At 63.5% G+C, this 12861-nt stretch carries 12 protein-coding genes; 5 read left to right on the top strand and 7 right to left on the bottom strand.

Going from position 1 to position 12861, the window contains the following annotated elements:
• Positions 1 to 34 precede the first annotated feature (34 nt).
• The 3 genes from DWF00_RS11580 to DWF00_RS11570 all read right to left on the bottom strand — a co-directional run bounded on the left by DWF00_RS11580 (position 35) and on the right by DWF00_RS11570 (position 3722).
• A complete protein-coding gene (locus DWF00_RS11580) occupies positions 35 to 2020 on the bottom strand; it encodes an acetyl/propionyl/methylcrotonyl-CoA carboxylase subunit alpha (protein ID WP_114827704.1) in 1986 nt (661 codons plus the stop codon).
• 28 nt (positions 2021 to 2048) lie between these two features.
• The gene (locus tag DWF00_RS11575) at positions 2049 to 2726 is read right to left on the bottom strand and encodes a cation efflux transmembrane domain-containing protein (protein WP_147283639.1); all 678 of its coding nucleotides are present in this window, start codon (positions 2724 to 2726) and stop codon (positions 2049 to 2051) included.
• Between the two features lie 237 nt (positions 2727 to 2963).
• On the bottom strand, positions 2964 to 3722 hold the full coding sequence (locus tag DWF00_RS11570) for an SDR family oxidoreductase (RefSeq protein WP_114827702.1): 759 nt from the start codon (positions 3720 to 3722) through the stop codon (positions 2964 to 2966).
• 165 nt (positions 3723 to 3887) lie between these two features.
• Here DWF00_RS11570 and DWF00_RS11565 point away from each other — a divergent pair, with 165 nt between their 5' ends.
• Positions 3888 to 4976: a Kelch repeat-containing protein gene (locus tag DWF00_RS11565; RefSeq protein WP_114827701.1), complete on the top strand. Its 1089-nt coding sequence runs from the start codon at positions 3888 to 3890 to the stop codon at positions 4974 to 4976.
• A 204-nt stretch (positions 4977 to 5180) separates the two neighbouring features.
• Positions 5181 to 6479, top strand: coding sequence for a hypothetical protein (locus DWF00_RS11560; RefSeq protein WP_114827700.1), 1299 nt, complete (start codon positions 5181 to 5183; stop codon positions 6477 to 6479).
• Positions 6480 to 6635: 156 nt separating this feature from the next.
• Here DWF00_RS11560 and DWF00_RS11555 read toward each other — a convergent pair whose 3' ends face one another.
• Positions 6636 to 7127, bottom strand: a complete 492-nt coding sequence (locus tag DWF00_RS11555) for a hypothetical protein (protein ID WP_114827699.1) — start codon at positions 7125 to 7127, stop codon at positions 6636 to 6638.
• Between the two features lie 359 nt (positions 7128 to 7486).
• Positions 7487 to 9094: a carboxyl transferase domain-containing protein gene (locus DWF00_RS11550; protein ID WP_114828023.1), complete on the bottom strand. Its 1608-nt coding sequence runs from the start codon at positions 9092 to 9094 to the stop codon at positions 7487 to 7489.
• Between the two features lie 473 nt (positions 9095 to 9567).
• On the opposite strand from DWF00_RS11550, the gene DWF00_RS29055 reads away from it, so the two are divergent.
• Positions 9568 to 10179, top strand: coding sequence for a hypothetical protein (locus tag DWF00_RS29055; RefSeq protein WP_147283638.1), 612 nt, complete (start codon positions 9568 to 9570; stop codon positions 10177 to 10179).
• Between the two features lie 4 nt (positions 10180 to 10183).
• Here DWF00_RS29055 and lipB read toward each other — a convergent pair whose 3' ends face one another.
• On the bottom strand, positions 10184 to 10885 hold the full coding sequence (lipB, locus tag DWF00_RS11545) for a lipoyl(octanoyl) transferase LipB (protein WP_114827698.1): 702 nt from the start codon (positions 10883 to 10885) through the stop codon (positions 10184 to 10186).
• 136 nt (positions 10886 to 11021) lie between these two features.
• Between lipB and DWF00_RS29820 the strand changes: the two genes are divergently transcribed.
• A complete protein-coding gene (locus tag DWF00_RS29820; protein WP_281270140.1) occupies positions 11022 to 11291 on the top strand; it encodes a FliM/FliN family flagellar motor switch protein in 270 nt (89 codons plus the stop codon).
• Between the two features lie 31 nt (positions 11292 to 11322).
• On the opposite strand, the gene DWF00_RS11535 is transcribed toward DWF00_RS29820, so the two are convergent.
• Complete coding sequence (locus tag DWF00_RS11535; RefSeq protein ID WP_114827696.1) at positions 11323 to 11727, bottom strand: tautomerase family protein; 405 nt, start codon at positions 11725 to 11727, stop codon at positions 11323 to 11325.
• 114 nt (positions 11728 to 11841) lie between these two features.
• Here DWF00_RS11535 and DWF00_RS11530 point away from each other — a divergent pair, with 114 nt between their 5' ends.
• Positions 11842 to 12729 (top strand): LysR substrate-binding domain-containing protein, encoded by an 888-nt coding sequence (locus DWF00_RS11530; protein ID WP_114827695.1) that lies wholly within the window; start codon positions 11842 to 11844, stop codon positions 12727 to 12729.
• Positions 12730 to 12861: the final 132 nt, after the last annotated feature.

Genomic DNA, 12861 nt, shown 5'->3' with positions numbered 1-12861 from the left:
GGGACAAGCCCGCCCAGGACGGGTGAGGCAAAGCCTACTCCCCCAGCACCACCACCTTCGCGCCCTCGGCGACCTGCCCGCCCGGCGTGCCGACGACCTCGCTCACCGTGCCGTCGCGCGGCGCGGTCAGCACGTGCTCCATCTTCATCGCCTCGACGATGGCGAGGCGCTGGCCCTTGGTGACGAGCTCGCCGGGCTGGACGAAGAGCGCGATCAGCTTGCCATGCATCGGCGCCTTGACCACGCCGCCCGAACCACCGGCCGCATCGAGATCGACCGCGAAGGGATCGTAGAGCGAGACGGCCGTCTGCCTGCCGCGATGCAGCGCCAGCCAGGTGCCAGCCTCGGCCTGCACCAGCGAAATCTCGTGCTCGCCCTCGTCGATCTCATGGCCCGGCAGGCTGACGCGCGCGCCCTCCTCATGCCACTCGATCCGCGCCTCGACCTTCTCGCCATCGACCAGCAGCGGCAATCCGAGCGGCAGGCGCGGCAACAACGAGAAGGCATCGGCGACGAGCCAGGGCGATCGGCTCTCGCCATCGACGCGCTCGGCCGCCGCGATCACGCCGATCTCCTGCCGATCCTCCTCAAGCTGCAGCGCCGCGGCCGCGACCGCCGCTGCATCGAGCGGCTGCGGCACGGCCCCGAGCGCCGCGAGATTGCGCTCGATGAAGCCGGTATCGAACGGGCCGGTGCGAAAACCCTCGGCCTCGGCCAGCTTCTTGAGGAAGGCGAGATTGCTGCGCGGCCCGGCCACCACCGTCTCGCCAAGCGCCTGCGCCAGCCGGTCGAGCGCCTCATTACGCGTCGCGCCATGGGCGATGATCTTGGCGATCATCGGATCGTAATACGGCGTCACCGTATCGCCGGCCTCGACGCCGGTATCGACGCGGATGCCCTCGCCTGCCGGAAATTGCAGCGCCCAGAGCTTGCCGGTCGAGGGCAGGAAGCCCTTTTCCGGGTCCTCGGCATAAAGCCGCGCCTCGACGGCATGGCCGGTCGCCGTGACGTCGGCCTGCGTGAAGCCGAGCGGCTCGCCGGCCGCGACCTTGAGCTGGAGCTCGACCAGATCGAGCCCGGTGATCGCCTCGGTCACCGGGTGCTCGACCTGGAGCCGCGTGTTCATCTCCATGAAGTAGAAGCGGTCGGCGCGCAGCCCCTCGCGCCCGTCGGCGATGAACTCGACCGTCCCCGCCCCGACATAGCCGACAGCCTTCGCCGCCTCGGTCGCGGCCTTGCCCATCGCGGCGCGGACCTCCGCCGTCATGCCCGGCGCCGGCGCCTCCTCGATCACCTTCTGGTGGCGGCGCTGCAGTGAGCAGTCGCGCTCATAGAGATGGACGACATTGCCATGGCTGTCGCCAAAAACCTGGATTTCGACATGGCGCGGCGAGAGCACGTATTTCTCGACCAGCACGCGCGCGTCGCCAAAGGCGCTCTTGCCCTCGCGCTGGGCGCTCGACAAAGCGTCAGCAAAATCCTCGGGGCGATCGACCTTCTTCATGCCCTTGCCGCCGCCGCCGGCGACCGCCTTGATCAGCACGGGGTAGCCGATGCGCTCGGCCTCCCTGGCAAGGAACGTCACATCCTGCTCGGCGCCGTGATAGCCTGGTACGACCGGCACCCTGGCCTTCTCGACCAGCGCCTTGGCCGCATCCTTCAGGCCCATCGCCCGGATGGCCGAGGCCGGCGGGCCGACGAAGACGATGCCGGCCGCCGCGCAAGCATCGGCGAACCCGGCATTCTCGGAGAGGAAGCCGTAGCCCGGATGGATGCAGGCTGCACCCGATTGCTTCGCCACGGCCAAAATCTTATCGGCGTCGAGATAGCTCTCCCGCGCCGGGGCGGGGCCGATCAGATAGGCCTCGTCGGCCATCTCAACGAACAGCGCCTCGGCATCCGCCTCCGAGTAGACCGCGATGGTGCGCAGGCCGAGCCGCTTCGCCGTGCGGATCACCCGGCAGGCGATCTCGCCGCGATTGGCGATCAGGATGGAGGGCAGTTTCTTGGCGATCGACATGAAGCGCATCCTCGAACGGGTGCCGCCTTTATAGCCCGCCCGCCGCATCTGTCGCCGCCTTGTTGTGCACATCCGGCCGCGCGGCTTTCCAGATCGCCCAGGTCGCCTGGAAGCAGATGCAGGCAACGACGACATCGAAGAAGTACTCCGGCCAGCGCACCGGCAGCACCCGCGCCACCAGCCCCACCAGCGCGAAGCCGGTGGTCGAGATCACGTCGTTGCGGCTCGACAGCCAGGTCGCCTTGATGACCGGATTGTCCTCGCGCCGGAAGCGCCAGAGCAGCCCGACGATCAGGACGGCGATGACGATGGCGCTCGCCGCCGAGAACTCCAGCGCCCAGAGCTCGATCGGCCGCGGCCGCATGATCTTGTCCCAGAGGTCGTAAAGCGTGTGGAAGCCCGCCACCGCCATGACGCCGCCGATCGCCAGCGCGGCCCAGCGCTCGGCCCGCTCGTCGCGGCCGAAGACCAAAGCGGCGATGCCATAGAGCGCGACGTCGTAGACCCAGTCGACGCCGTCCTTGAAGAGCTGGTTGTTGCCGACGGCGAGCGCCCAGAGCACGACATTGCCGGCGAAGACGAAGATGCCGAGCGCAATGCCCCAGATCGTCAGCCGGTAGGCCCGCGCCACGGCAACATCGACGAAGGCGGCATGGCCAGGCTCGCCCACAACGCCGTCATGGTCGGGCTTGTCCCGACCATCCACGTCTTCACCCTGTTGAGGCGTATCGAGCACAGACAAAAAGGGACGCTCCCGGCAGGAAGCGTCCACTGTCACGCAAAGCGCCGCAGGCGCAAGACGTCATGGCCGGGATAACACCCTCCCGTCATGCTCGGGCTTGTCCCGAGCATCCACGTCTTGAACGCCGCCCGCGATGGGCGAAGACGTGGGTGGTCGCCACAAGGGCGACCATGACGGCGGCGGCCAGTCGTCCCGTTCAGATCACCCTCTTCCCACGAACGGCATCTTGCTCGCCATCACCGTCAGGAACAGCACGTTGGCCTCGATCGGCAGGCTCGCCATGTGCAGCACCGAGGTCGCGACATGGTTCACGTCCATGACCTGCTCGACCTTGATCTCGCCATCCGCCTGCGGAACGCCTTGCGTCATGCGCTGCGCCATCTCGGTCAGCGCGTTGCCGATATCGACCTGGCCGACGGCGATGTCGTACTTCCGCCCGTCGAGCGAGGCGGTCTTGGTCAGGCCGGTGATGGCGTGCTTGGTCGCGGTATAGGCGACCGAGTTCGGCCGCGGCGCATGGGCCGAGATCGAGCCGTTATTGATGATGCGGCCGCCGCGCGGGCTCTGGTCCTTCATCAGCTTGAAGGCCTCCTGCGTGCACAGGAACGGCCCGGTCAGGTTGGTGTCGACCACCGCCTGCCACTGCTCGAGCGAGAGGTCTTCCAGCATCACGCCCGGCGCATTGACGCCGGCATTGTTGAACAGCACGTCGAGCCGGCCGAACTTCTCCTTGGTCGAGGCGAAGAGCGACTTGACCGAGGCGTGGTTGGTCACGTCGGTCGGCACGGCGAAGGCCTGCTCGGCAGGCGCGCCGGAGAGCTTGATCGTCTCCTCCAGGGCGTCGCCGCGGCGGCCGGCGAGGACGGTGCGGTAGCCATCCTTCAGGAAGGCGATCGCGACGGCGCGGCCGACGCCCGAGCCGGCTCCGGTGATGATGGCGACCTTGTTGTGCCCAGGCATGCGTGTCCTCGTCGTTTCTTGGGTGATCTCAAAAAGGCGCGCGACCATAGCAGCGTATGCTGCATACGGAACAGATTTTCGCGCCATGGCGGCCCGCGCCCAATGGAGCGCTTGTCACGATCCGCCGCCACAATAATCTGGCGCGAAACCAAGGGGAGAGACGCCATGACCACGCTCGACCGCCGCCATTTCCTCGCTGCCAGCGCTGCCGCGCTCGCCGCCGCCCCAGCGCTGGCACAGCAGCAAGGCCACGAGCACCATGGCGGCGCCTATGAGCGGCTGACCGAGCCCGGCCGCATCCCGAAGCCGGCGCTGGCCGCGACGCAGAACGTCTTCGATTCCCCCGCCCCGAAAGCCGCGAACCCCGGCCGCTGGAGCGAGAAGCCGGCCCTGCCGATGCCGCGCTCCGAGATGGCCTGGGCGACGGCCCATGCCGATCAGATGCACATCGTCGGCGGCTATGCCGAGCAGCGCGTCGACCGGCCCTATCACCATGTCTATGTCGCGGCCGAAAACCGCTGGCGCGACGCAGCCCCGCTGCCGCTGGGCGCCAACCATGTCGGCGTCGCCTTCCTCGACGGAAAGCTCTACGCCATCGGCGGCTTCCTGGAGCAGAACCGCAAGCCGCATCCGCGCTGCTTCACCTGGGAGCCGGCGGGAGACAGATGGGCCGAGATCGCGCCCCTGCCCCGCCCGGTCGGCTCGGCCGCCGTGGTGGGGTTAGGCGGCAAGCTCCATGTCATCGGCGGCGCCATTGGCGACAGCTTCGACACCAAGCGCTCGATCGACTGGCACCTGACCTACGATCCCAAGGCCGACAAATGGGAGAGCCGCAACCCGCTGCCCACGGCCCGCGACCATACCGGCACGCTGGTCATCGGCAGCCTGATCCACGTCCTCGGCGGCCGCGTCGATAGTTTCCACACCAACTCGAACCTGCACCACGCCTATGACCCGGCGACCGACAAATGGACGCCCAAAAACCCGCTACCGACCGCCCGCTCCGGCCACGGCGCGGTGCTCTATCGCGGCAAGGTTTTCGTGATGGGCGGCGAAGGCACCAACCGCGTCTTCGGCCAGATGGAGGCCTATGACCCGGCGGGCGATTCCTGGGAGCAATACGCCCCGATGCCGACGCCCCGCCACGGTCTGGGCGCGGCCCTAGTCGGAGACGCGATCCACGTCGCCGGCGGCGGCCCGATCATGGGCGGCGGCGTGCAAAGCGCGGTGCATGAGGCGTTTGGGTTGGGGTGAGAAACCAGCCGCTAGTTCTCACTTCGGACGTGGTGCGCTCGTGGTTGATCTCGAATCGAATAAGTACATCTCAAATTGATCCAAAATCGAATTTCACCACTCAACGCCAATAGAGGCTTTTAGCGCCGAGATCGGTCAAGCCCCGCTATCCGCATATACAACCCTGGGTAAGGTACTTATTCTCGACCCAGGGGGACGACTCACATGGCTTATCGCTTATTGCCATTGACTTCGCTGGTCGTAAATCCAGCAAATGATCGGCATGGTGAGCTTGAAAACGAAACTGCCGCTGTCGCGCAACTTTTCGCATCGCATGAATTGCATATGCGCAATTTGGCAAAAGATCTCGTTGCAAAAGGAGAAGTCTTCGAGCCGCCCTTAGTATTCCCTCACGCTGATAAATTTGTGGTAGCTGACGGCAATCGACGCACCACTTGTTTGAAGCTGCTGGCAAGCCCGCGTCGAGCACCTACGGTGGAGTTGCAGAAATTTTTCCTGGATCTACGAAATCAATGGAAAGGAAAGTTCCCGGACAAGATTGAGTGTCGCGTCGAGTCGGATCGCGATCGAGTGGACGAAATCCTTTTTCGTCGCCACACCGGTGTCCAAGGTGGAGTAGGACAGAGCGACTGGAACGATCGGATGAAGAATAACTTCGTCATCCGAACTGGAAAAAGCAGCGGCGTTCACGTCGCTGACGAAATTGAAAAGCGGCTGTTGGCCGCAAAAATGCTGCCAGCCAAAAGAATTCCTCGATCCAACATGAATCGACTGCTCTCCAACGAGGCCCTACGCAATCGGCTAGGGATTTCTGTTAGGAAGGGAAAGCTTGAATTCACCCGCGATGAGCAAGTGGTGCTGAAAGCCCTAAGTCGCGTTGCTACCGACCTAGCAACGCAGAAGATCACTCTTGACGATATCTGGGATACGGAATCCAAACTCGAATACATAGACAAGCTCGATCGAGAAGGTATCCTTCCTACAATCGCCGATAAGCCAAAAACATCGTCTGCGTCCGCACCTGTTCCTCCAAAACCGGCTAAGGCGGGTCCCGCAAAGCCTATCCATTGGCCGCATTTAATCCCGCAAGTCGACTACGGAATTGCCTGGACTGCACGTCTCCAACGCCACCGTGAAATTTGGGAAGAGCTGCAATTCCGATTAGAACTGTCCGAACATCCGAACGCCATCTCAGTACTATTGCGAGTGCTTCTTGAACTATCCGTTGACAGCTACATCGCGCAGGCAAAGCTGGCATCCATTCATGAGAACGATAAGCTAGCTCTCAAGGCCGCGAAAGTCGCAGAGGACATGTTTTCTCACAGCAAGATCGATAAGAAATACCTCGGTGCAATCAAAAAGCTACAGCAAGGAGAAGCGTTGGTTTCGATGGACACGCTACATCGGTATGTGCACTCATCAAATTTCAACGTTTCGCCGGAGCATCTGAAAATGCTGTGGGGAACGCTTGCTGAATTCGTGACTACTGCCCTGAAGGCTTAGCACCACCGTCGCATCGAAGCTAGAAAACGAGTACTGCGGCGCCGCTCCGATGGTCACCGTGGACGAATGTTTGACTAATTCTCGCCTTTCCAAACCAATACTTCCCTAGCCGCGGCACCCGCCAGCCCAAAAGCCGGCGGGCGCCCCCTCACCCCCTCAATTAATCGCCTTAATGCTCCCAAAGATCGCGTCCAGCGCCTTGGCATGGGTCTCGCGCTCCTCGTTGGAGCCCCAGACGGTCAGCATGATCATGCGGTTGTTGCCGGCCGACATCATGATGAAATCGACCACGGTCGGGCCGTTCTCGTCGCTGGTGCGGAACTGGAAGATGGTCGCGGGGATGCCGTTCAGCGGCGCATCGGCCTTGATCGGCGCGACCTTCTTGATCTTGTTCTCCTTCATCCAGGCCTCGTTGTTGTCGAGCATCTTCTCGACATTGCGGGCGTCGGCGAACTCGACGGAGAAGAAGATCGCCTCGTCCTTCGGCCGGGCCGAGTAGCCATAGGCGATCTCCTCGGACTTCCAGTCGTCGGGCACGGTGATGGTGATGGCCGGGTTCTTGTCGGGGACAGCGAAATTCTTGGCGGCGGCAGGCATGGCGAGCAGCGCGACGGCAACCATCGCGGCAAGCGAACGGGCGAACAGCATAAAGGGAAGTCCTTGGGAGCCAGGTGACGTAGGTGACCTGCAGCAAAGGCTGTCCTGCGCTCAACCCCGGGGCGGCGCAACGTCAATTCATAAAGTCTTAGCGAAGCGGTTAATCGGCTTCGTGTTGCGGAGGTGGCGCTTCGCCGGTGCTGTTGGCTAGCGTGACGGGGGGGCGCGGGAGCCCCTCTCCTGTAAGGAGGGGGGGGGTGAGGTGTCGGCCGCTTGACGCCGTAGCCGTGACCTGACCGCAGCAAACCGCATCGCCTCACTGGATATCTGGCCTACACCTCACCCTGCCCTCTCCTTACAGGAGAGAGTTCCCCGCGCCGCGTCTTGGACCGGCAGCGGAGACGGCCCGCTCACATCCTAAACACGCCGAACCTCGTCTGCGGCACCTCGGCGTTCAGCGTGGCGGAGAAGGCCAGCGCCAGCACGCGGCGGGTCTCGGAGGGCAGGATGATGCCGTCGTCCCAGAGCCGTGCCGTGGCGTGGTAGGGCGAGCCCTCCTCCTCGTACTTGTTGCGGATCGGCGCCTTGAAGGCCTCCTCCTCGTCCGCCGACCAGCTCTTGCCGTCGGCCTCGATATTGTCGCGCCGCACGGTGGCGAGCACGCTCGCCGCCTGCTCGCCGCCCATCACCGAGATGCGCGAGTTCGGCCAGGCGAACAAGAAGCGCGGCGAATAGGCCCGGCCGCACATGCCGTAATTGCCGGCGCCGAACGAGCCGCCGACCAGCACGGTGATCTTCGGCACCCGGGCCGAGGCCACCGCCGTCACCAGCTTGGCGCCGTCCTTGGCGATTCCGCGCGTCTCGACGTCGCGGCCGACCATGAAGCCGGTGATGTTCTGCAGGAAGAGCAGCGGAATCCGGCGCTGGCAGCAGAGCTCGATGAAATGCGCGCCCTTCAGCGCGCTCTCGGAGAACAGGATGCCGTTATTGGCGATGATGCCAACGGGGATGCCGTGGATGCGGGCGAAGCCGGTGACCAGCGTGGTGCCGTAGAGCCGCTTGAACTCGTCGAACTCGGAGCCGTCGACGAGCCGGGCGATGACCTCGCGGATGTCGTATTGCTTCTTCAGGTCGGTCGGCACCACCGCCTCGAGTTCGGCCGGGTCATAGGCCGGCTCGACCGGATCGGCGATGTCGAGATCGGGCCGCTTGACGCTGTTCAGATTGGCGGCGATGCGGCGCGCGATGGCGAGCGCATGGGTGTCGTCCCCGGCATAATGGTCGGCGACGCCTGAGAGGCGGGCATGGACGTCGGCGCCGCCGAGGTCCTCGGCCGAGACGACCTCGCCGGTCGCGGCCTTCACCAGCGGCGGGCCGCCCAGGAAGATCGTGCCCTGCTTGCGCACGATCACGGTCTCGTCCGACATGGCCGGGACATAGGCGCCGCCGGCGGTGCAGGAGCCCATCACGACGGCGATCTGCGGGATGCCTTCGGCCGAGAGCGTCGCCTGGTTGTAGAAGATGCGGCCAAAGTGGTCGCGGTCGGGGAAGACCTCGGTCTGGTGCGGCAGGTTGGCGCCGCCGGAATCGACCAGGTAGATGCAGGGCAGCCGGTTCTCGCGCGCGATCTCCTGGGCGCGCAGGTGCTTCTTCACCGTCAGCGGATAGTAGGTGCCGCCCTTGATGGTGGCGTCGTTGCAGACGACCATGACCTCGCGCCCGGCGACGCGGCCGATGCCGGCGATCATCCCGGCGGCATGGACATCGCCCTCGTACATGCCGAAGGCGGCAAGCGCGCCGATCTCGAGGAAGGCGGAGCCGGGATCGAGCAGGCGCAGCACACGCTCTCTGGGGAGGAGCTTGCCGCGGGCGGTATGGCGCTCGCGCGACTTGGCGTTGCCGCCCAGCGCCGCCGTGGTGCGGCGCTCGCCCAGTTCGGCGCGCAAGGTCGCCCAGGCCTCGGCATTGGCGCGCGTCTCGGCCGAATTCAGATCGACCTTGCTCTCGATGACCGGCACGGCGCGCACTCCCAGCGACAATCTCTTCGCCGGGTTATGGCGCGGCCCGCGCAAAAGGCCAACTCGCGCGGATGCGCAAAGCGGGCTTCGCGAATCCGCCTCGCCCGGCGCCAGCATCATTGGCTCGGTCTGCAGCGACATCGACTCGATCTAGGATTGCCTCCACTACCGGTGGCACAGCGAAGGCGTCGAACGGCCCACGATCGCGCCGGCTCCCGTCCACATGGCCGCATCGCGATCACGCGGTCATTGGGAGATGCAGGCGCCAGTATAAGCGCGAAGCTGAGAATGAAGATTCGTAGGGCTGCTCCCTTGCTTTGCGCGTCCTGCTGCCAAGTTTGGGAGCCTCATCAACAGCGACGAAAATATATCACGTTACTGCATTGATTCGAAATTGCGTCGCCACAACTTAGACAGTAAACTACCACAAACCGGCGAGAATTTTTCTTTAAAGCATAACACAGGTGTCGACCATGAAAATCATCGGTTCGATAATCGTCGCTTTAGTCATTGTATTCCTTGCCTGCCTCATGCTGCCCATCGATTTTAAAAACATCGCCGCCGACCCTGTCGCGGGCCGAATTGATGTCTTGAGCAAGCTGGCCTCGATCATAGCGCTGCTTCTCGCCGTCGCCGGCGCCTGGATCGCACTCAGGACATTCACAATAACAGCTGCAACAGCAAGAAAATCACATATGCAAAAACTATTCGCAGATTTTCTTAGATTTCAATTTGAATACAATATAAACAACGGATCCACCAAGAATGAAGAATTAATTAATGATTTAGCCAGCATGAAATTATATAGCCTCGAGGCGATATTTGAATGGACTCAGAATGAACGGAAAATACTAAAAAGTCGATTTAAATTTCTTAATATCGACGACACTGAGGTAATAAACGAGCAGATAATAAAATGTTGGGAGGAAACAATATTCTCTCACGTAAAAGGAGAAACGGAAGCGACAATAAATAACATTAATAAGTACAAAAATTGCTACAATCCAGAATTTATCGCCTTTATCACGAGAGAAAACTCCCCTCCGACGCAGCAAACTACCACTCCAGTCAATAAAACTATTTGATAGATCAGACCGCGACGGTCGCCCCGAAGATTCGCTCGAACTCGGCCCGCAGGACAGAATCGACCTCGGGCATGGTCAGCGGCAGGCCGAGATCGACCAGCGAGGTCACGCCCTGGTCGCTGACGCCGCAGGGCACGATGCCGTCGAAATGCGCCAGCTCCGGCTCGACGTTCAGCGAGATGCCGTGGAACGAGACCCAGCGCCGCACGCGGATGCCGATCGCGGCGATCTTGTCCTCGGCCTCAGCGCCCTTCTCCGGCCGGCGCACCCAGACGCCGACGCGGTCCTCACGCCGCTCGCCGCGGATGTTGAAGCCGTCGAGCGTGCCGATCAGCCAGGCTTCGAGCGCGGCGACGAATCTGCGCAGGTCCGGGTCGCGCCGCTTCAGGTCGAGCATGACATAGGCCACGCGCTGGCCGGGGCCGTGATAGGTGAACTGCCCGCCTCGCCCGCTGCGATAGACCGGCAGCCGCTCGGGTTGGGTCAGGTCCTCGTCGCGGGCCGAGGTGCCGGCAGTGTAGAGCGGCGGGTGCTCGATCAGCCAGACGCGCTCGCGCGCCTGGCCGTCGGCGATCAGCGCCGCCCGCGCTTCCATCTCGGCGACGGCCTCGTCATAGCCGACGAGCCCGTCCGCGATCACCCATTCGACCGGCTCCGATCCGGCCTGCGGCAGGAACGAAACCGAAAGAGCCTCTCGTGTCTTCACGCTGCGTTAACTCTGTTTGTTCAACGATCGCTAACCGGAAGCGTCCGGCCCACCGGCCGGCAGGCTCATGCGCCCAAGCCGGCAGGCTGGCAAGTTTCGTTGGTGGAATTCGCAAGTAGGGTTTCGGAGTGAAAACTTGAAGGCTGATCTCGATCTCGTCGGCGTCGAACTGACGGTGGTGCTGGGCTCCGCCCAGATGCCGATCTACAAATTGCTGCGCATGGGCCGCGGCGCCATCATCGAGCTCAACGCCAGCGAGAACGACGAGGTCCAGATCCTCGCCAACAACCACCCGTTCGCGCGCGGGCATGTCGTGGTCAACGGCACGCGCATCGCGGTCGAGGTCACCGAGATGCTGAAGCGCCCGACCGTCTACAGCGTGCAGACCATCGCCGAGGCCGCCTGATCAGGGGGGCCCGGCGATCTCCACCACCACCTCAGCTATCGGTGCCGCGCTGCTGCACGATCGCCATCGCGAAGACGCCATTGCCGACCGACCAGTCGGAATAATCGTTCTCGTGCGTGAAGATGAAGATGTCCTTCGGTGAAACGCCGGCCGCGGACAGGCGGCTCGCGATCCCCGCGTAGAGCGCGCGCTTCATCGCGTCGCTCCGGCCGCGGCGCATCGTGATCTCGATGACGACCAGTTCGTCCGATCGGGCGTTGCCGTTGAACGAGCGATCGTAGAAGAATCGCTCGGGCTCATATTCCGACACCAGATTGAAGAGCTCGTCCGCCGGCATGCCGATCGCCTCGACCAGGGCTAGATGGATGCCATCGACGATCGCGGCCACGCGCTGCTGGCTTGTGCCTTTTCGGACCGAAGTACGGATGAATGGCATCGCTCGATTCTCCAGGTAAGTGCCTTTGAACGGATTGTTCGAGCGCTTATGCTGGGAATTGACCGCAGATCATATCGATACCTTGTCCGGCTCTATGTGCGCTAAGCTCACAAGATGAAACGACGGCCGATCCCGCTGAACGCGCTGCGTTCGTTCGAAGCCGCTGCGCGCCTGGGGCGGATGAGCGCCGCCGCCGAGGAGCTTTCCGTCACGCACGGCGCGATCAGCCGGCAGATCAAGCATCTGGAGGCGATCCTCGGCGTCGCGCTCTTCGCCGGCCCGCGGACCAAGCCGCGGCTGACGCTGGCCGGCCAGGCCTTCCTGCCGTCGCTCTCCTCGGCCTTCGACCAGATCGAAACCGCCGTTCAGACGGCTATGCGCGCGCAGGACGAGGTGCTCGACATAGGCTGCCTCAGCACGTTCCTGATGCGCTGGCTGATCCCGCGCCTGCACCGCTTCCGCGATCTCCATCCCGGCATCGACGTGCGCCTGAGCGCGACGGACTATTCCGCCAATCTCAAGAGCGAGCGCTTCGACATCGAGATCGCGGTCGAAGAATCCCCTCGCCCGGAGCGTGGCGAACGACGCGGGCGCCTGCTGTTCCAGGAGTGGCTCGGCCCGGTGACGAGGCCGGACGTGGCGTTCCGCTCGGCTGGGGATCTGTCCCCGTCCCTGCTCCTGCAGACGAAGACCCGCATGAACGCTTGGTCGATGTGGTCGGCGGCAGCTTGCATCCCTGCGATCGATCCGGCCGGCGCCGTGTTCGAGCACTATTATTACACGCTCGAAGCGGCCGGCGCCGGGCTTGGGATCTGCATCGCGCCCTGGCACCTCGTCATGAACGATGTCGAAGCCGGCCGGCTTGCCGCACCGCTGGGCTTCGTGAAAAGCGACTATTGCTACGTGGCCAGGACGAGAATGCCCGCCAATCCGAAGATCGAGCGATTCTGCGAATGGCTGGCCGAAGAGGCCACCGGCATGGCTTTCCCGGCTTCCGCATGAAGGCACCGATCCCGGCTGCGCTGCGGTTCTGACTCCCATCCAAGCTTTTCCTTCGCCAGCGCACTTGCAGCCGCGGATTCGATTTGGTAGACCCGCGCCGCTCTGGAGTTCGCCGCATCGCTGCGGCAACGA

Source organism: Allobosea caraganae (genome assembly GCF_003351345.1).
In the GTDB taxonomy this organism is placed as follows: Bacteria; Pseudomonadota; Alphaproteobacteria; order Rhizobiales; family Beijerinckiaceae; genus Allobosea; species Allobosea caraganae.
Note: the sequence above shows the minus strand (reverse complement) of the source record. Positions and strands in the feature narration are given on the sequence as shown.